Origin of the sequence: Carnobacterium maltaromaticum DSM 20342 (assembly GCF_000744945.1) — a bacterium.
In the GTDB taxonomy this organism is placed as follows: domain Bacteria; phylum Bacillota; class Bacilli; order Lactobacillales; family Carnobacteriaceae; genus Carnobacterium; species Carnobacterium maltaromaticum.
In genome coordinates, this window is the sequence record NZ_JQMX01000001.1 from 102,087 (window position 1) to 120,973 (window position 18,887).

An 18,887-nucleotide genomic window follows, 5' to 3' on the forward strand; every position below is an offset into this window, starting at 1 on the left:
ATGGGGATACTGATTAGTTTACTGCTTTCTTATCCAGTCTCACCAAGTATAGCGGTCGTTGTTATGGCTGTGCTGAGTAGCGCTTTTCTTTGGTTAAGCAAAATAAAAAGACTGCAAGTAATATCAGTTATTTTTATTAAACGTCAAGTTTGGGCTTCAGGTCTAGTTACATTAATTTACGGAACGTTATACGGCTTTAGTCTGTTAGCTTTAAATTTAAAGGAGCCATTTATTGATCAACTTTTCTTAGGCGTAGCAGCTTTGATATTTCTGGGTGGTAGTTATCAATTTATGAAGTTAACAAACAGTAAATTTACTTGTTTCTATTTTTACGGAATGAGTTATCTAACGATTGCAAGTTGTTTGACGCTCATGCAAGTAGACGGTATTTTTGGGCAGCGCCTATTATTGATTAGCAGTATCATTGGCTATAGTTTGATTTTCTTAAGAAAACCATTCATTCAATCTAAATTAATGTTAGGTTCAGCTAGTTTAATTTGGTATTTAAGTACTTTAACGAAGATTTTATGGCTACTTACCGCTTGGGAACAAACATTTTGGTTAGTTATTTTGTGGAGTGTCATTTTAGGAACAACCATTTATTTCAAATTAGTAGAAAAAGAAAAAAGCAGGCCGCTACTAGAATGGGGAATTCCTACTTCATTAGTTATAAGTTTATTACCATTAGTAAAAAATGTAGAAAACTATGGGTTAGCGATTGCTGGATTTTCTTTAGTCCTTCTGATTTTAAGTTTTGTTCTGACTCACTTTAAGCAAACTATTTTGGCTGCTAGTAGCTTAGTAGTAGCTAGTGTAATTTATTTAGTGAGTTTAATCAGTTTAGTTGTTCAACTAAATTTAATAGAAGGAACTTGGTTGAACATTGGAGTATTACTTTTAGGTATTTTGTTTAGTTATTTATTAAGATCTCATTTGTCGGTAAAAGTTAGTGCAATTGGAATAGTTTTATTTAGTGGGCTAAGTAGTTTATATCCCTTACATCTAATCAAGGTTACACCAATTGGTATAATTTTATATAGCCAAGTGATTGCCGTTTTATTTGGTATTGTTAGTTGGAAGTTAAAAGGAAACGCACCTTTAATTAAGGAGTTGAAACAATCTGTACATTGGGGGATGCATAGTTTATTTTTAGTCAGCCTAGGAAGTATAGTAAGTTTTAATCAATGGTTAACAGCTCCAATTATTTATTTGCTACCATTGATTTGTTATGGCTGGTTATTAATGGTTACTATCAATGAAGGTCCTATTCAATCTAAATTTAGTTATTTAGGCATAAATAGTAGCTTAATGACTCTTTTTCTAATGAGTCTAGGGCAACTTGCTAGCTTTTCATGGCTAGACGGACCGGTCATTTCATTGATTATGGCTTTGCTACTTTATGGATGTTATCGTGGCATTCCACAGCTGAAAATAGTAGCTAGTTGGTTAGGCATGGGTGCAACTTTAATTGCATTAGCCATCAATACACCTATTTATTTTGAGCATATTATGTGGGGAGCATTTATAGTTAGTCTGTTTTTATGGTTCTTATTGTGCGATTATTTAAAGGATTATCCATTAAAAGGGTTGAAAATTGGTCAATTACTAGGTTGGTTTACTTTAATCGCGTGGCATGTACACGTTTTAGAATTTAAGTGGTATTTCATAACGTTGTTGCTATTTTTAGTTATCAATGGGATTCTAACTTGGTTAAAAAAAGAAGCGTTACTTTCAGTTAATCCACTTCAACTCAGTCCTAATTTAATTGTGACATTAGTTGGTATTAGCTATCTAAGGATACAACTTTATATCGAGGGAGCGGTTCTTTTAGAAGCTTGCTTAATTTTATTTTTCATGTGCTATACCTATCTATTTGCCCGACAAACAATGGGGAAAGTGGCGAAAGCTATCTTACAAACAGCATTTCTAGTCAGTGTATTGGATTTTTGTTATTGGGGAATTCATTATGGACAAAAATTTGTAACTATTCCAGCTGTTTTAACTCTGAAAGTGACAGTCAGTTTAATCGTCGTTTCTTTAATTCTTCGTTATGTTTGGCATCTTTCAGAAAAACAATTAAAAGTTGAATGGGCTATAGTAGCATTAGGATTAATGATCTTGCTACAAGAAGCATTATGGACTGGCACGATCAAGCAATTTTTAAGTTTCACAGTATTTAGTTTACTTTGCTATTTAATTGGGTATAAATTCCATTTTAAAGGGTACAAATACAGTGGTTTAATTGGATTGTTTGTCGGAGTTCTCAGTTTAAGACAATTAGTATGGAGTGATAATAAAGTCATCTATGAACTGGCTATTATTATATTTACAACTGTCTTCTTGTATATGCTGACTAAACAAAAACAGCAACCAATGATTCTTTTAATTACTAAAACAGCATTCTATTTAAGCATTGCTGATTTAAGTTATTGGATGTTGCGTTACTTTGAAGCTAGTCTTTACCAGCCTCTATATAAAACAGCACAAATTGCGGTTGCTTTTATTATTCTGAGTTTAATTTTACGCCGTGTCTGGCAAGTATCTCAACAGTATTTACTTTTAGAATGGGGATATGTAATTGTTGGTATGGGTATTTTAATGGTTCAGGCTCTAGAAGTTGGAACACTGAGTCAATTGCTTGTTTTTTCTGTTGCTGCATTAATTTGCATGATTACGGGATTTATATTTAAATTTAAGTCTTACTTTATTGTAGGAATGACTACAATTGCGATTAGCCTAGTTTATAATCAACGACATTTTTGGAGTAGTTTACCTTGGTGGTTTTATTTGATTCTAGGTGGAGTTCTATTGATTGCGATTGCTAGTAGTACAGAATGGCGTCAACGTAAGAAAGAGGAAGGTGGCTTATCATTAGTTAAGAAAGTAGTTAAAATTTTTGACCAATGGCATTAATAGTAGAGAAATTCAGCAGCGCTATTTTAGGCTGTTGTTTTTTTGCAATTATTTGCTGTTTTTGGGTATTGTATTTGCAAAAGAATGCATAGTGTGTTAAATTAATAATAGATTTAAAACAATAGAAGTAAGAGAGACTATTTGTTATTCGAATTTTGATAGAGCTTAATAAGAAGTTGACAAAAGGAGTTGATAGAGTAGGATGTTAATCGAAGAGAGACTAGAAAAAATAGCAACAATCATTGAAGAAAATCGAAGTGCTACAATTGATTATTTGGCTGAAAACTTGTCTGTTTCCAAGGATACAATTAGACGAGACTTAATCAAATTAGAGCAAAAAAATATTGTGAGACGGATCCATGGTGGGGCAGTTTTAGCCAATCGAGAAGCTTTGATTATGGGGTATCAACAACGTGCAAGTCAACTTAATCATGTGAAAGAGGAAATTGCGCAAAAGGTTGCAGAGGTTGTTAAAGATCATTCAAGTATCTTATTTGATTCATCTTCAACTGTCGAAGCGACAGTTTCAAAATTAGGAAATAAAGACATACATGCCATTACAAATTCTTTAACACAGGCTATAGAACTTGCAAAATATGAAAAAACTTCAGTTACTCTTTTACCGGGAAAACTCCATAAAGATCAATTGTTTTTATCAGGAACTGAAACAGTTAAAAAGATTGAGCAATATAATCCTGACTATACATTATTAGGCGTTTTTGCTTTATCTGAAGAGGGTTTATTTATTCATACTGAAGAAGAGGGATTAGTCAAAAGACAAATGATTGCTCAAGGACGTAAGGTAATTGCCCTTTGCGATCATACAAAGATGGATACAACTGGTTTTTTTAAGATTTGTTCATTATCTGAAATTGATATTTTAATTACAGATAAACAACCAAAAGAATTATTAATGGATTGTCTCAATAAAAGCAATGTAGAAGTACTATTAACTAGAGAAGAGGAATAGTTTATGATAAATAAAAGAGAAATAGTGTTAGGTAAAGTTAATGAGCCAGTTTTATTTTCAAATGTAGCACCAACTTTATTAACCGATGAAACAATTGTAGAGCGTAAAAGCAAACTTTTAGCCGTAATGAAAAAAGAAGGATTCCAGACATTGGTCATTTATGCCGATAAAGAACATGGCAGTAATTTTGAATATCTAACTGGTTTTATTCCTCGTTTTGAAGAAGGTTTGTTAATTGTTGAAGATTCCGGTGAATGTACGGTTATATTAGGCAATGAAAACTTGAAAATGGCCGCTTTTTCACGAGTAACAGTGACATTGAAACATAGCCCGTTGCTTTCTTTACCGAATCAACCGATGGACAATGAGCAACCATTAGAGGATTTATTTACTGAATTAGGCTTAGATAAAAATAAAAAAATTGGTTTGGTTGGCTGGAAAATGTTTACGACTAAGAATAGCAATCCTTCAACCTATTTTGATTTACCTTATTTTATTGTGGAAGCATTGAAAAAGGTCAAGCATCCAGAAGTTGAATTGCTGAATGCGACGTATTTATTTATTGGTGGCGAGAAAGGTGTTAGGACAACCAATAATGCGAACGAGATTGCTCATTATGAATATGGTGCGAATTTGGCTTCTACCTGTATATTAAATGCGATGAATGCAGTTGACAGTGGAGTAACAGAGTCAGAACTAGGGAATTTATTAACCGCTGAAGGACAATTTAACTCAGTCGTTACAATTGCAGCAGCAGGCCAACGTTTTGCAAAAGCAAATTTATATCCAACACATAAAAAAGTTCAATTAGGCGATCCATTATCACTAACAACAGCGTTTAAGGGTGGTTTATCTAGCAGGGCTGGTTTTGTGATTCATTCAAAAAAAGAATTGCCAGAAAATCAAAAAGATTATTTGGATAGAGTTGCAAAACCTTATTATCAAGCTGTTGTAAGCTGGTTGGAAGGCATTAAAATTGGCATGGAAGGCACTGAATTATACGATTTAGTTGAAGAGGTTTTCCCGAAAGCAAGTTATAATTGGCATTTAAATCCAGGACATTTAGTTTCGGATGAAGAATGGATGTCATCACCAGTCTACTCAGGATCAACAGAAAGACTAAAAAGTGGGATGATTTTCCAAATTGACATTATTCCATCTATTGCAGGTTACACTGGAGTTAGTGCTGAAGAGTGCATCGCAATTGCAGATCAAGAATTACAAATGGAGATTAAAGAGCAGTATCCAACCTTATGGGAACGCATTGCAACAAGAAGAAGCTATCTAGAAAATGAATTAAACATTCATTTAAGTCCAGATGTTTTGCCATTATCCAATACTGTTGCTTATTTACGCCCATTTTATTTAGCGAAAGATCAGGCTTTTTATTGTAAATAAGGTTATTTTGAAAGGGTAGTTAAGAATTTTTTCTTAGCTATCCTTTTTATCATGGTTCTTGTTGCTTTAGCAACTTAGAACCATGATACACATCCATCGAAGATGGACTGTGATCCATGAATGTTGGTTTACAGAGGTTCTTGCTGCTGTATCATGGTTCTTGTTACTTTAGCAACTTAGAAACATGATACACATCCATCAAAGATGGACTGTGATCCTTTTATAGAAACAAACTATACATCGATCAGAAAAGGGACGAAGTAATCCGAAAATTTTGTTTTTCATTTGATAAATATCACTACTTAGTGAAACAAAGTAGTTGACTTTCAAGGTACTTAGTAATACTATATAGACGTACTAAGTAATACAGAGTAGGTGGTGGAAAAAATATGGATAAATTAACAGAGATGCTAAAAGGTATTTTAGAAGGATTGGTATTGGAAATTATTAGCCATAAAGAAACATACGGGTACGAAATTACAAAGACATTAAATGAACTAGGGTTTACTGATATTGTCGAAGGAACAGTTTATACTATTTTACTTCGTATTGAAAAAATGGGCTTTGTGACAGTAGAGAAAAAGCCATCAGAAAAAGGACCTGCTCGAAAATTCTATTCCTTGAATGAAAAAGGCCAGGAAGAGCTAGCAAGTTTTTGGCAACGTTGGGCTTTTATTTCAGAAAAAATGTCATCAATTAAAGAATACTTGGGAGGGAATTAAGATGAAACTATATAAATTATTTGGAGTTACTGAAAATTGGCGTGAAGAAAAGAAAGAATATAAAGCTTACCTTAAACGTGTGGATGCAATGCCTGATGATTATAAATTTGTTTTTAAGGAAATTCAAGATTATATGTGGACCTTTTCCGATTTTACAGGCCAAAAAATATTGGAGGCTCTTAGCGATTTATTAGATATGTTTGAAGAAGGTGCAGCCAATAATGTCGATGTCTTTACTTTAACGGGGGACGATGTTGGTGAATTTGCTGATGGAATCGTTAGAGAAGTTGCTAGTACTTGGATTGAAGATCGTAAAAGCAAAATGAATAAGAAAATTAAAAAGTTTAGAGAGAAACAAAAATAATGCATCCAATTATTGAAGTTAAAAACTTGAATAAAAGCTATGGCAAGTAAGCTGTATTGATGGATTTGAGTTTCACTGTTATACAAAGTAGAAGATCTGATTTCTGCAACAGATCAATTTGCAGCACTATTGACTTATCAAAGTTATTTTGAAAAATAACTTTGATAGGTTGTATCCATAAGAAGCTAAAAAATCACACTAATTGGTTGTGATTTTTTTAGTACATAAAGTTTAAAAACTAGCAATATTTCAAGAAGCAAAAGAATTTAGGTCATTTAGTTCTGGTAGAGTTTGATTTAATTGTTGTTAAAGAGCCTGTCAGTGGAAAAGCGAGGAGTAGAAAAAGTTTTGTAAACAAACTAAAAAACGCCAATGATTTGGCGCTTTTTAGTTTGAAGAACAAATGGATTAGTCATATAAAAAAGTCACACCATGTTCTTTTCCGTACGTCATATAATGTTCGTTTGGTTCTTCATTAGTAATAATCATTGGAATTGTTTTTAAATCACAATAGGTGGTTAAGGCGTAACGATCAAATTTACTGTCGTCGACCAGTAGAAAAACTTCTGAGCTACGTTCAACGACTGTCGTTTTGATGCTGCTTTCAGAAGGTGAGGAGTTTGTTACTCCATTTGAAATAGAAATTCCAGTTGCCGCCATAAAAGCTTTGTTAATGTTATAACTTTTTAATAGCTCAAGACTTTTAAACCCCGCAAAGGAATTTGTTTTGCGTTCCAACATCCCACCAGTCGAAAAAACAGTTAGATTTTCATAAGCCAAGCACTCGACAATAATTGTGATATTATTGGTGACAATGGTTAAATCTAAGTGTTTAATAAAAGGAATTAGTTCAGAAGTTGTTGTTCCAGAGTCTAAAAAAATAACATCGCCATTTTTGATGAAAGTTGCAGCTAATTCAGCAATCTTTTGTTTTTTTGACTGGTTTTTATCTGCTCTTTCAGTGTATGGAATTAGTTCAGAATGGATGGTTGAAACACCTCCATAAACTTTTTTTAGTTCTTCATTCCGCACTAAGTACTGTACATCTCGGCGGATTGTATTTTTAGAAACTTGAAATTCTTCCATAAGTTTATCTAAAGAGACGGTTTGGTGAGCATTGACATACTCTTTAATTTTTTGGATACGTTGTGATTTTAACATGGCAGATTCTCCTATAGTCAGTCTAGTTGAATCAATTATAGCAATAAATCATTAAAACTTCATTATTTTAGCTGTTAAGTGAAAGGTTTTAATGCAGTATTAAAAATAACTACCGAGATTTATCGTGGTAGCAAAGTAAGTGAAAATTCAAAAGTTAGTCTACCTCTAAAGATTCAGAATTATCTAAATTTACATCCTTAAATGCCATTTTAAATCTACCTAACTTGATAGAATCAAGGTTTTACGTAAAACGTTTTAGCAAATGTCAGAAATAATTAAAAATGTACTGATTGATGGCGGAGAATTTGTTATAATGATTTTGAGTTTATCTTGCTGATAGGCAGAAAATTCATATTAATAATTATTATATAGATGGGGGACCAAGCAGAATGGCAGCTACTGCAGAACAAAAGACATCAATCATTTCTTTTAAGAATGTGAGTAAGGTATATCCTAATGGTGTTCAAGGTTTGAAAGATTTAAATATTGAGATAGAAAAAGGTGAATTTGTAATTGTTGTTGGTCTTTCTGGTGCTGGAAAAAGTACGATGTTACGAGCAATAAATCGATTGCATGAAATCACTTCTGGAGATATTGAAATTGATGGACAATCAATCACTCGCGCTAAAGGAAAGAATTTGCGCTTAATCCGTCGCGATATTGGAATGATTTTTCAGAGCTTTAATCTTGTAAAACGTTCAAGTGTTTTACGAAATGTTTTAACTGGTCGAGTGGCGTATCATTCAACACTTAGTACTATGTTTGGTCTTTTCCCTAAGGAAGATAAACAATTAGCCTATGAAGCTTTACAACGGGTTAATTTGGCAGAAAAAGTCTATACCAGAGCAGATGAATTATCTGGCGGACAACAGCAACGTGTTTCAATTGCTAGAGCACTAACACAAGAGCCGAAGATTATTTTAGCGGATGAGCCTGTTGCTTCTTTGGATCCTTTAACAACAGAAAAGGTGATGGACGATTTAAGTCGTATCAACCAAGAATTAGGTATTACAATTGTAGTTAACTTGCATTCGGTTGAATTAGCACGCCAATATGGTTCAAGAATTATTGGGTTACGTGATGGTCAAGTTGTCTTTGATGGCTCCGTTGCTGAGGCGACAGATGAAACCTTACGCGGGATATATGGCGAGAAAATACTTGAGGCAAATGAGGAGGCTGTTGTATGAACACAGAATCCAACTTATTGCCAAAAGGAAAAAGTAAGCTAAAAAACTTAATTTGGTTAGGCTTATTTCTAGTTGCTTTTATCTATAGTGCAAATTTGTCTGGCGTTGATATGTCCAAGCTTTTTACCAATGGAAACCAAATGACAGTTATTTTGAAAAAAATGGCTAGTCCTGACTGGAGCTATGTTGAGGTTGTGATTGAACCCTTACTAGAAACCATTCGTATGGCTATTTTAGGAACAACTTTTGGTGCAATTGTCGCATTACCGTTTTCATTATTAGCCGCACGTACGATTGTAAAAAATAAATTTATCAATGGTATTTTGCGTTTTATCTTAAATATTATTCGTACAATTCCTGATTTAATGTTAGCCGCTGTCTTTGTGGCAATTGTTGGAATTGGACCTGTAGCCGGTATTATTACCTTGTCAATTTTCTCATTTGGGATGATTTCAAAACTTTTTTACGAAGCAATTGAAACCATTGACGAAGGACCTGTTGAAGCTTTAACAGCCTCTGGCGCTAATAAAATGCAAATTATTCGCTATGCTATTTTTCCACAAGTAAGTAGTCATTTTTTTAGTTATTTATTGTATGCATTTGAAATTAATGTCCGAGCTTCAACCGTATTAGGTTATATTGGAGCAGGTGGGATTGGAATTTATTTACAACGTTCATTAAGTCAATTCAGATATGATCGAACTGCGATTATTGTCTTAGTTATTTTTGCGGTGGTATTAGTAATCGATACTATCAGTAACAAGTTAAGGGAGAGATTACTATAATGTTGCCAACTCAACCAAAGAAAAATAGATACAAAACAGCCGCATTGATCATTATGATTGCACTTATTTATTTCTGGGCATTCACTGGAACGTCTTTTGATGGGATTAAAGATTCTGCTGGAACGGTAACGAAATCGATTCTAGATGGTCTGTTTCATCCTGATTGGGCATATGTTTATACGGGTGATGGAGAAGATTTAATTAGTATGTTAATTCAAACTATTGCCATTGCTTTTTTAGGAACCTTTATTTCGGCAATCCTAAGCTTACCTTTTGCTTTTTGGGCAGCACGGAACAAAAAAAGCAACCGAGTTATTTCAACTAGTGGGAAATTCGTTTTAACTGCAATTCGAACATTTCCAGAAATTGTTCTAGCTATTATGTTTATCAAAACAGTTGGACCGGGCTCATTTGCAGGGGTTTTAGCTGTCAGTATTCATTCTATCGGGATGCTAGCAAAACTGTACAGCGAAGCAATTGAGAACATGGATCAAGGTCCTGGTGAATCAGTGACTAGTGCTGGCGGAAGCAAAGTCAATGTGCTATTTTTTGCTACATTGCCTCAGTTAGTTCCTGAATTTATTTCTTATACTCTATACCGCTTTGAATTGGCTGTTCGTTCAGCTTCTATTCTTGGGATTGTTGGAGCTGGAGGAATCGGAACACCGATGATTTTTGCTATTGATGCGCGTTCATGGGATCGTGTGGGGATTATCTTAATTGGAATTATTGTAATGGTTACCTGTATCGATTTGATTTCAGGAGCTTTACGGAAAAAATTAGTTTAAAAAAGAGGTTGAGAACTAGTGTCTCAGCCTCTCTTTTCTAAATAAATTTGGAGGAGTAAATAAAAATGGAATTAACAATTTTAGCAACAAGCGATTTGCATGGCTATATTCTACCGAGTAATTTTGGCAGTCGTCAGCAAGATTTACCTTTTGGCGTTGCCAAGGTAGCGACGATTTTAAAAGAGGAACAAAAAAAAGCCCAAGGACCAGTTATTTTAATTGAAAATGGCGATTTTATCCAAGGTTCACCGTTAAGTTATTATATTGCTAAAAGACGTAAAACAGAAGATCCAACTGATTTGATGGCGACACTAAATACAATTGGTTACGATGTCGGTTTGTTAGGAAATCATGAGTTTAATTATGGAACCGATTATTTAAAAAAAGCAATCCAAGCTGTGAATTATCCTGTTATTTGTGCCAATATACTCAATGAGGCAGGAAAGCCTGCATTTGGCAATGCCTATGAAATTATTGAAAAAGAGGGCGTTAAAATAGCTATTCTTGGTTTGACAACTCAATACATTCCAAATTGGGAACACCCTGATCATATTAAAGGCTTAACCTTTAAAAGTATTGTTGAAACAGCAAAAGAATATGTGCCTAAGTTACGCCAGCTAGCTGATGTAGTGATTGTTAGTTACCATGGTGGGTTTGAAAAAGATTTAGAAACAGGAAAACCAACAGAAGTACTAACCGGTGAAAATGAAGCCTATCAATTATTGATGGAAGTTTCTGGAATTGATGCATTAATTACTGGACATCAACACCGCGTAATTGCGACACAAATTAATGGTGTACCTGTAATTCAACCTGGCTTTCGTGGAGAATATGTGGGAGAAATCAAATTAGATTTAGAAAAAAACGCCACTGGTTTTAAAGTCAAGACCGGAGAAGCTAGCCTGGTTGCAACAGGTGAGGCTTTGCCAGATGAAACCATTATGAAGCAAATTGCTTCAATTTCTGAGGAAGTTGAAGATTGGTTGGATCAACCATTAGGAAAAGTTTCAGGAGATATGACAATTAAAGATTCTAATCAAGCGAGAATGGTTGAGCATCCATATGTCGAATTTATTCAGAAAGTGCAAATGGCAGCTACTGGAACGGATATTTCAGGAACCGCCTTGTTTAATAATGAAGGAAAAGGATTTGGAGAAATCATTACAATGCGAGATGTAGTTACAAATTACATTTATCCGAATACATTAGCTGTTTTAAATGTATCTGGTGCTGATTTAAAAGCCGCTTTAGAGCGATCTGCTGCCTTTTTCCAAATAGAAAAGGATGGATCAATAGGGATTAATCCAGAATTCATTAATCCTAAGCCGCAGTACTATAACTATGATATGTATGAAGGCGTTGATTATACGATTAACGTAAAAAATCCAATTGGTCAACGTATTGAAAAATTAATGTATCATGGTCAGCCAGTACGACCAACAGATAGTCTTGAAGTTACCGCTAATCAATATCGAGCAGTAGGTGGTGGAGACTACGGTATGTATGATGCAAGTAAGATTATTCGTGAAGTCCAAACCGATATGACAGAATTAATTGCCGATTATTTAGTTGAGCATCCCGTCATTGAAGCAACAACTAACCAAAACTTTCATGTGATTATTGATTAATAGAAAAGAGCCACGCTGATTTTTCAGTTTGGCTCTTTTCTTGTTGTTATAGCATCATAAACTATTGGTTTGTTGAGGTTCTTTTATTTAGTTGGTTGGATAAAAGGAACTTTTTCAATGACAATACCAACAGATGAAGCATAAAGCCATGGTTTGTTTTCTAAAGATTTAAAGTTTTCGGTCGAACCACTTAAAATAATTCCGCTAAATTTAGCTGTCTCAAGAGTTGAGTGTTCTTCAGTAACAGCAACACCATCTTCGTAAAGAGAGTAAGAAACAGCATCATTATTTAATTGATAACCCATCTGTTTATTAGCCTTATTCAATTGTTTAATGAAGTGGTTATAGTCACTTTTTGTTAAAGAACCATTTTTTTCATTAGCGTTAATCCCTAGATAAGAACTTAATACAGTTGTATCGAAATGAGCGTTTGTTCCAATCCAATACCAGTTGATTAATAAGTTTTTTGGAATCATTTTTTGAATTTCTTGATAGGTATAAGGTTTATCAAAAGTAATCCCAACTTCAGCTAGATGATTAGGCATGTCTTTTAAAGACTGGGCCTCATTTGAAGCTGGAATCAAAGAGTCTTTTGCATGCGGATTGAAGAAAACTGGAATTTTGTTACGAGTTGCTTTATTTCTATAACCAACTATTTGTTGATCATTGGAAATTTCAACAACAGCATCTGTTCCGCTATCTGCTGAGTAAGTAATCCAATCATAACTGCCTTGTTTTTGCTCCCAAGGAATTTGATAGCCATTCACATTTTTGTAGCGATTACTAACCAGGGTACCGCCCAATACATTACTCAAAGAAATGTAACGTGAATCAGAATGGATATTTGGAGAGGCAACATCAGCAACCAATTCAAATTGTTGATCTAATTGGAGGTAACTTTTTTTAGCGAAAAATTGTGTTAGCTTATAGCTGCCAAAAACTACAAAAAGTGAGACGATGAACGAAATTAAAATCGTGATTAGCCAGCGCTTTCTCTTCGTTTTTCGAGCTAAAGTTTTAAATTGTTGATCTAAATTGTCAGTGTTTTCCATTTAATAGCCTTCTTTCTCAAGGATTTGAACTAATTTTTTTCGTGCGCGAAATAAATCTGATTTTATTTTACTTTCGCTAGCATCTAGAATGCTCATCATTTCTTTAATAGAGAGTTCTTGTTCGTATTTCATAATTAATAAAGAAGCACTAGAAGGATCTAATTGATTTAAAGCGGTATATAGAAGTTCATTTTGTTCCGGTTGAAGTTGCCAATTAGGCAAAGATAAAAAATTTTCTTCAATAATTTCAGAATAACGTTTTTTACGTCGATATAAATCTAAATACTTTCTAATAGCAACGCGGTACATCCAAGCTCTAACCTTATCCACTGGAAGGATAAGTTCGGTTTCAAGTATTTTTACAAAGACTTCTTGGGCAATATCTTGCGCATCTTCTTTAGTAGAACCCGTTTTAATCAAATAAAAAATCAATTCTTTTGACAGTTGGATTAACCTATCTTCATACTGATAGATTTTCACATTTTCAACTCCTCTCATAAATAAAACGAACGAATTTAAATTTAGTTGCAAAATTTATATGACTTTATTTGTTTTCAGGTGAAATAATGCTTTTCTCAAAAAAAGTTATCTAATTATAAATAATTTAGTTGCCATTTTTATCAAATTGAGTTACTATTGACAAGTCAACGATGGACGAGTCATTTATGGACTAATCAAAAGAAAGGAATGAAGAAGGTGAATAATCAAGAAAAACAATCAGAAGAGCTATTTTTTTTATTAAAAAATTTAAGCAATCAAATGAACCTTTGTTTTGAGAAAAGAACAGAATGCAGTTTAACTCGTTATGAAATAATGCATATTTTGGCGAAAAAAGAACGAGTTTTACAAGGTGACTTACAGAGAGCATTAAAGATTGATCCAGCTGCTGTTACGCGTCATCTAAAGAAACTTGAGGAAGAAAAGTGCATCGTTCGAGAACGTAATTCTCAAAATAATAGAGAAGTTTATGTTCAAATTACTCCTATTGGATTAACAAGAATGCAAGCCTGCCAATCAAAGACTGTGGACACATTAGAACAAGTATACCAAGGTATTACTAACGAGCAAAGAAAAGAATTAACAGGGATAGTAGAGAAAATCTCTCAAAATATCAGTACAATAAATTAAAAAATTGAGAATAGAAAGAAGCGAATGAAATGAAAACAAATACGAGTTTAAAAGAAGTCATCAAAGGACGCAAATCAGTGAGAGCTTACGACCCATCAGTCAAGATATCAAAAGAAGAGATGACCGAAATATTGACCGAAGCAACATTGGCACCATCATCTGTGAACATGCAACCATGGCGGTTTGTTGTGGCGGAAAGTGATGAAGCAAAAGCTAAACTACATCCATTAGTCCGTTTTAATACTCGTCAAAATGAAACTTCAGCAGCAATGATTGTTATTTTTGGAGATTTAGAATGCTATGAATATGGACCAGAAATTTATGAGACAGCAGTAGCAGAAGGAAAAATGATGGAAGAAGTTAAAGAGCAACAATTAGCTGCTATTATGCCTCTTTATCAAAATTTATCAAAAGAGAAAATGAATGAAATCGTTCAAATTGATGCCAGTTTAGCGGCAATGCAATTGATGCTTGTAGCACGTACCCACGGATATGAAACGAATCCTATTGGTGGATTTGAAGCAGATCAACTAGCGGAAGCACTTGATTTAGACCCTGAACGTTATGTACCAGTAATGATTGTTTCAATAGGAAAAGCAGTTGAGACAGGCTACGATTCTATTCGTTTGCCAATAGAAAAATTTACGACTTGGAAATAAAAAAGTTGTTTAATTTTTAAAAATGTTGGCTTAGACATTAAATTCTTGAAGAAAAACAGTTTGCTACAATTAAAAGTGTAGCGAACTGTTTTTTATAGTTTCCTCCTATCTAATAAACTTATCAGTCAATTCAAACGATAATTTGGTATAATAAATGAAACGCTTCTCAAATGAATAAAATAACTTCAATTAAAAAAAGAGAATAGTTTATTTTAAGGAAGCAATATAAATAGTTAATTTAAAAATAATTACATTTTGCAGTAGAGTTAAGAAGCAATATTGTTTTTTAAATGAGTATAAATTTAGGAATAAGAAAGGAAAAGCAATGAAAGATTATCAATTTATCAAAGATTATAAAGAACAAGAACACTATCGAAATTCTTTTAACCAACTTGTAGAACGAACATACGGCTTTAATTTTGAGGCTTGGTATCAACTTGGAGCATGGAACGAAAACTATCAATGTTATTCTTACCTCGCTAAAAATGAAGTTATCGCGAATGTTTCCATCAACCATATGCAAATACGTTATCAAGGTGAGAGCTATCCAATGATTCAAATTGGCACAGTCATGACGCATCCAGACTATCAAAATCAAGGGTTAATTCGTGAATTAATAAAAAAAATTGAAGCAGATTACCAAGATAAAGTGGGAGGATTTTACTTATTTGCAAATGAACAAGTCTTAGATTTTTATCCAAAATTTGGCTATAAAAAGCAAATTGAAAGTTGTTATACTCTAAATTATCAGTCGGAAAAGAAAATAAATTCAAGTTCAGTAGAAAAAGTAGACAGTCAAAATCAAGCACATCATCAGCTTATCCAAAGGTTAATAGCTAATAGAGTATCTATAAATCAAGAGTTCCAAATTTTAACTATGGAGCATCTAGAATGGTTTTATTATCATACAGCATTAGCAGATGCTATTTATTATCTACCTTCTTTAGATAGTATTATTTTAGCAAGCTGTGAAGCAGGTAAATTGGATATTTTTGATATTCTGACGACTGGAAAACTTAAACTAGATGAGTTTTTGCACGAAATTGAACAAGAATTTACATTTGAAAAAGTAGAATTTCATTTTATGCCAGATGAAGATTGGATGGATAAAATTGATGTAACACCATCCGTTGATAATGATGATACTTTATTTGTTAAACCTCTTCAAAGGAACTGGCCGAGTCAGTTTAAATTTCCTCAAATTTCTCATGCATAATGTCAATTTAAATAAGAAATGAATGAAGTAAATTATAACTGAACTTTCTTTTTTAAGTTTGGGAGGTTCTTGTTTTACGAGAGCTTTAAAATAGTGTAATCTAATGTAGAGGACTGCTTCAAAAGAGTTTCTAAAGAATAGACTGGTGAACTAGATTTCAATAAGGATTACTTTTATGAAGAGGTGTGCTTTTGAGAACTGTAGTATTTTGTCAGAGGGGGTAATACTATGTTATGGGTTAAGGAATCAATTGATGAGATCGTGAAAAAATTAGGTTCAAATGAAGACAAAGGCTTGGATGATGCAAGCATTTTGGAAAAACAAAAGAAATATGGTGCAAATGAATTTGAGGAAGGTAAAAAGGAGACTACTTTAGAAAAGGTAGGACATCACTTAGCTGAAATCACAACAATTATTTTGTTAGTTGCTGCAGCTATTTCAGCGTATTTAGCTTTAACAACTGGGTATGGTTGGGCTAAAGTAATTGTTATTTTAGCTATTGTGGTTTTAAATATAGTTCTAGGGATTTATCAGGAAAATAGTGCGGAAAAGGCACTAGATGCTCTGAAAAATATGAATGCTCATTTAACCACAGTGATTCGAAGTGGTGTCAGAAAACCGATTGACGCCAAAGAATTAGTACCAGGAGATATTATTGAGTTGCAAGCGGGAGATTTAGTCCCAGCAGATGCACGAATTATTGAAAGTAGCAGTTTACAAGTAGAAGAATCCGCTTTGACAGGCGAAAGTTTACCTGTTGAAAAAGACGGAAATTTGACTATAACGGAAGATGTACCTTTAGGAGATCGCTTAAATATGGTTTATTCGGGTTGTTTAGTGACCAATGGACGTGCAAAAGCGATAGTAGTTGAAACAGGTATGGACACCGAAATGGGGAAAATTGCCAGTTTAATCAACAATACAACTAAGTTAAAAACACCCTTACAAATCCGCTTAAAAGAATTAGCTAAACGTTTAAGTTTAGTAGCTATAGTTGCTGGAATTTTAATTTTCGGAATTGGTGTTTTGATTCATGGTGAAACAATGATTGAGATGTTGATGGTAGCTATTTCGTTATCAGTAGCAGCTGTTCCTGAAACATTACCAGTTATTGTAACACTGACACTAACGTATGGTGTTAAGAATATGGTCAAGAAGAATACGATTATTCGCCGTATTCCTGCTGTAGAAACAATTGGAAACACCTCTGTCATCTGTTCAGATAAGACAGGGACGCTAACACAAAATAAAATGCAAGTTCAAAAAATTTGGGCAGCTAATGCGTTGCCTAAATCAGTTAATGAACTTTTCACAAATGAAGAAAATCAATTATTAGAGTTGTTGAGTATTTCGAACAATGCGACAGTTGAATTGATTGAGGAAAAGGAACAAATTATTGGCGATCCAACGGAGTCGGCTATTATCGGCTTACTACAAGCAAAAGGCATTACCAAAGCGAGTTTGGAAGAAAAGTACCCCCGTGTTTTTGAATTGCCATTTGATTCAGAGCGTAAATTGATGACGACTATTCATAAAACTGATAATGGATATATAGCAATTACCAAAGGAGCCTTTGATCGAATTCCAGTAACCTTTAGCCCTGAATTATTAAATGAAGCTAAACGGGTTCATGATGAGTTTGCTGAAGATGCACTGCGAGTTATTTCAGCTGCGTATCAAACATTTGATACAATGCCAACAGAATTAACCGCAGAAGCTTTAGAGCATGATTTAATCTTTCTAGGTATGGTTGGAATGATTGATCCACCACGACCAGAAAGTCGTCCTGCCGTATTAGCAGCTAAAAAAGCTGGGATTAAGACAGTCATGATTACTGGGGATCATATTGTGACTGCATCAGCTATTGCAAAAGAAATTGGCATCTTAGAAGAAGGTGATTTAGCTATTACTGGGCAAGATTTGGATAAGATGAACCAAGCTGAATTAGAAGCAAAAGTTCGAGATGTTTCCGTTTATGCTCGTGTCAGTCCTGAAGATAAAATTAGAATCGTTCAAGCTTGGCAAGCCAATGGTGAAATTGTTGCAATGACAGGTGATGGAGTCAATGATGCGCCTGCATTGAAAGCGGCAGATGTTGGGATTGCAATGGGAATTACAGGTACAGATGTTTCTAAAAATGCTGCGGATATGATTTTAACGGATGATAATTTCGCTACAATTGTTGATGCAGTTGCAGAAGGACGAACAGCTTATGAAAATATTCGTAAAACTATTTATTTCTTATTAAGTACGAATTTTTCACAAATATTCATCATGTTAATCGCGGTAATTTTAGGCTGGGGAGTTCCAGTTGTAGCCGTACAATTATTATTAATTAACGTTGTTTCAGATGGTATTCCAGGATTTTGGTTAAGCCTTGAAAAACCAGATGCTGATATTATGAATAGAAAACCGATTCGTAAAGATGCTGGTATTTTCGCAAATGGTTTAGGCAAGAAAGTTGGAACGCAAGCTGTAGTCTTTACAATTGTAACCTTGATTGGTTTTTATATTGGTCAATTTGTGACGGTTAGTAGCAGTATTGGGGCAAGTTATGAAGTAGGAATGACGATGTCATTTGTGATTTTAGCATGGTCATCAGTTGCGCATATCTTCAATGTCCGAAGTGATAAATCCATTTTTAAAGTGGGTATTTTATCTAATCCTAGACTGTTTTATAGTGCACTTGGATCAATGTTAATTATTTTAGGTTTAGCTTTAATTCCTAGTTTAGCAACGATTTTCTTTTTAGTGCCAATGAGCTTAACGCACTGGATTATTTCTTTTGTGTTAGCCATGTCACCTCTTGTATTCGTTGAAATTCAAAAAAACTTTTTTACAAAAAAATAATAAAGAAAAAGTTGCCTTCAAATTAGGGGCAACTTTTTTGATTTAATTGAAGTTTATCAATGGATA

At 33.9% G+C, this 18,887-nt stretch carries 16 protein-coding genes; 13 read left to right on the top strand and 3 right to left on the bottom strand.

All coding sequences use genetic code 11. The features are described from left to right. From BR77_RS00495 to BR77_RS00515, 5 genes are all read left to right on the top strand, one after another. Window positions 1-2,913 (top strand): hypothetical protein, encoded by a 2,913-nt coding sequence (locus tag BR77_RS00495; protein ID WP_257613131.1) that lies wholly within the window; start codon window positions 1-3, stop codon window positions 2,911-2,913. A gap of 202 nt (window positions 2,914-3,115) precedes the next feature. Continuing rightward, entirely contained in the window at window positions 3,116-3,883 is a 768-nt protein-coding gene (locus BR77_RS00500) for a DeoR/GlpR family DNA-binding transcription regulator (protein ID WP_016356520.1), read from the top strand. Window positions 3,884-3,886: 3 nt separating this feature from the next. Beyond that, window positions 3,887-5,281, top strand: coding sequence for a M24 family metallopeptidase (locus tag BR77_RS00505; protein WP_015076865.1), 1,395 nt, complete (start codon window positions 3,887-3,889; stop codon window positions 5,279-5,281). Window positions 5,282-5,670: 389 nt separating this feature from the next. Then, entirely contained in the window at window positions 5,671-6,003 is a 333-nt protein-coding gene (locus BR77_RS00510) for a PadR family transcriptional regulator (protein WP_010050775.1), read from the top strand. A 1-nt stretch (window position 6,004) separates the two neighbouring features. Then, on the top strand, window positions 6,005-6,367 hold the full coding sequence (locus tag BR77_RS00515; RefSeq protein ID WP_015076864.1) for a DUF1048 domain-containing protein: 363 nt from the start codon (window positions 6,005-6,007) through the stop codon (window positions 6,365-6,367). Between the two features lie 408 nt (window positions 6,368-6,775). Here BR77_RS00515 and BR77_RS00520 read toward each other — a convergent pair whose 3' ends face one another. Next, the gene (locus tag BR77_RS00520; RefSeq protein ID WP_010050779.1) at window positions 6,776-7,528 is read right to left on the bottom strand and encodes a DeoR/GlpR family DNA-binding transcription regulator; all 753 of its coding nucleotides are present in this window, start codon (window positions 7,526-7,528) and stop codon (window positions 6,776-6,778) included. Window positions 7,529-7,917: 389 nt separating this feature from the next. On the opposite strand from BR77_RS00520, the gene phnC reads away from it, so the two are divergent. The 4 genes from phnC to BR77_RS00540 all read left to right on the top strand — a co-directional run bounded on the left by phnC (window position 7,918) and on the right by BR77_RS00540 (window position 11,916). Continuing rightward, on the top strand, window positions 7,918-8,715 hold the full coding sequence (gene phnC / locus BR77_RS00525; protein WP_010050781.1) for a phosphonate ABC transporter ATP-binding protein: 798 nt from the start codon (window positions 7,918-7,920) through the stop codon (window positions 8,713-8,715). Beyond that, window positions 8,712-9,500: a phosphonate ABC transporter, permease protein PhnE gene (gene phnE, locus BR77_RS00530; RefSeq protein WP_010050783.1), complete on the top strand. Its 789-nt coding sequence runs from the start codon at window positions 8,712-8,714 to the stop codon at window positions 9,498-9,500. The genes phnC and phnE (BR77_RS00530) overlap by 4 nt, the downstream gene beginning before the upstream one ends. Next, entirely contained in the window at window positions 9,497-10,288 is a 792-nt protein-coding gene (phnE, locus tag BR77_RS00535) for a phosphonate ABC transporter, permease protein PhnE (RefSeq protein WP_029451093.1), read from the top strand. Before phnE (BR77_RS00530) ends, phnE (BR77_RS00535) begins: the two co-directional genes overlap by 4 nt. A 65-nt stretch (window positions 10,289-10,353) precedes the next feature. Beyond that, the gene (locus BR77_RS00540) at window positions 10,354-11,916 is read left to right on the top strand and encodes a bifunctional metallophosphatase/5'-nucleotidase (RefSeq protein ID WP_035063723.1); all 1,563 of its coding nucleotides are present in this window, start codon (window positions 10,354-10,356) and stop codon (window positions 11,914-11,916) included. Window positions 11,917-11,999: 83 nt separating this feature from the next. Here the strand turns inward: BR77_RS00540 and BR77_RS00545 are convergent, their stop codons facing one another. Then, a complete protein-coding gene (locus tag BR77_RS00545) occupies window positions 12,000-12,968 on the bottom strand; it encodes a sigma factor regulator N-terminal domain-containing protein (RefSeq protein WP_015076860.1) in 969 nt (322 codons plus the stop codon). After that, window positions 12,969-13,448 (bottom strand): RNA polymerase sigma factor, encoded by a 480-nt coding sequence (locus BR77_RS00550; RefSeq protein WP_015076859.1) that lies wholly within the window; start codon window positions 13,446-13,448, stop codon window positions 12,969-12,971. 207 nt (window positions 13,449-13,655) lie between these two features. Here BR77_RS00550 and BR77_RS00555 point away from each other — a divergent pair, with 207 nt between their 5' ends. The 4 genes from BR77_RS00555 to BR77_RS00570 all read left to right on the top strand — a co-directional run bounded on the left by BR77_RS00555 (window position 13,656) and on the right by BR77_RS00570 (window position 18,821). Continuing rightward, a complete protein-coding gene (locus BR77_RS00555; protein ID WP_202882771.1) occupies window positions 13,656-14,096 on the top strand; it encodes a MarR family winged helix-turn-helix transcriptional regulator in 441 nt (146 codons plus the stop codon). A 29-nt stretch (window positions 14,097-14,125) separates the two neighbouring features. Further along, on the top strand, window positions 14,126-14,755 hold the full coding sequence (locus tag BR77_RS00560) for a nitroreductase family protein (RefSeq protein ID WP_010050789.1): 630 nt from the start codon (window positions 14,126-14,128) through the stop codon (window positions 14,753-14,755). A gap of 325 nt (window positions 14,756-15,080) precedes the next feature. Continuing rightward, window positions 15,081-15,971, top strand: a complete 891-nt coding sequence (locus BR77_RS00565; protein WP_015076857.1) for a GNAT family N-acetyltransferase — start codon at window positions 15,081-15,083, stop codon at window positions 15,969-15,971. A 228-nt stretch (window positions 15,972-16,199) separates the two neighbouring features. Further along, complete coding sequence (locus tag BR77_RS00570; RefSeq protein WP_015076856.1) at window positions 16,200-18,821, top strand: cation-translocating P-type ATPase; 2,622 nt, start codon at window positions 16,200-16,202, stop codon at window positions 18,819-18,821. Window positions 18,822-18,887: the final 66 nt, after the last annotated feature.

Coding starts and splice junctions, on each gene's coding strand:
- BR77_RS00495 (WP_257613131.1), top strand. CDS start 1: ATGGGGATACTGATTAGTTTACTGCTTTCTTATCCAGTCTCACCAAGT.
- BR77_RS00500 (WP_016356520.1), top strand. CDS start 3,116: ATGTTAATCGAAGAGAGACTAGAAAAAATAGCAACAATCATTGAAGAA.
- BR77_RS00505 (WP_015076865.1), top strand. CDS start 3,887: ATGATAAATAAAAGAGAAATAGTGTTAGGTAAAGTTAATGAGCCAGTT.
- BR77_RS00510 (WP_010050775.1), top strand. CDS start 5,671: ATGGATAAATTAACAGAGATGCTAAAAGGTATTTTAGAAGGATTGGTA.
- BR77_RS00515 (WP_015076864.1), top strand. CDS start 6,005: ATGAAACTATATAAATTATTTGGAGTTACTGAAAATTGGCGTGAAGAA.
- BR77_RS00520 (WP_010050779.1), bottom strand. CDS start 7,528: ATGTTAAAATCACAACGTATCCAAAAAATTAAAGAGTATGTCAATGCT.
- phnC (WP_010050781.1), top strand. CDS start 7,918: ATGGCAGCTACTGCAGAACAAAAGACATCAATCATTTCTTTTAAGAAT.
- phnE (WP_010050783.1), top strand. CDS start 8,712: ATGAACACAGAATCCAACTTATTGCCAAAAGGAAAAAGTAAGCTAAAA.
- BR77_RS00540 (WP_035063723.1), top strand. CDS start 10,354: ATGGAATTAACAATTTTAGCAACAAGCGATTTGCATGGCTATATTCTA.
- BR77_RS00545 (WP_015076860.1), bottom strand. CDS start 12,968: ATGGAAAACACTGACAATTTAGATCAACAATTTAAAACTTTAGCTCGA.
- BR77_RS00555 (WP_202882771.1), top strand. CDS start 13,656: ATGAAGAAGGTGAATAATCAAGAAAAACAATCAGAAGAGCTATTTTTT.
- BR77_RS00560 (WP_010050789.1), top strand. CDS start 14,126: ATGAAAACAAATACGAGTTTAAAAGAAGTCATCAAAGGACGCAAATCA.
- BR77_RS00565 (WP_015076857.1), top strand. CDS start 15,081: ATGAAAGATTATCAATTTATCAAAGATTATAAAGAACAAGAACACTAT.
- BR77_RS00570 (WP_015076856.1), top strand. CDS start 16,200: ATGTTATGGGTTAAGGAATCAATTGATGAGATCGTGAAAAAATTAGGT.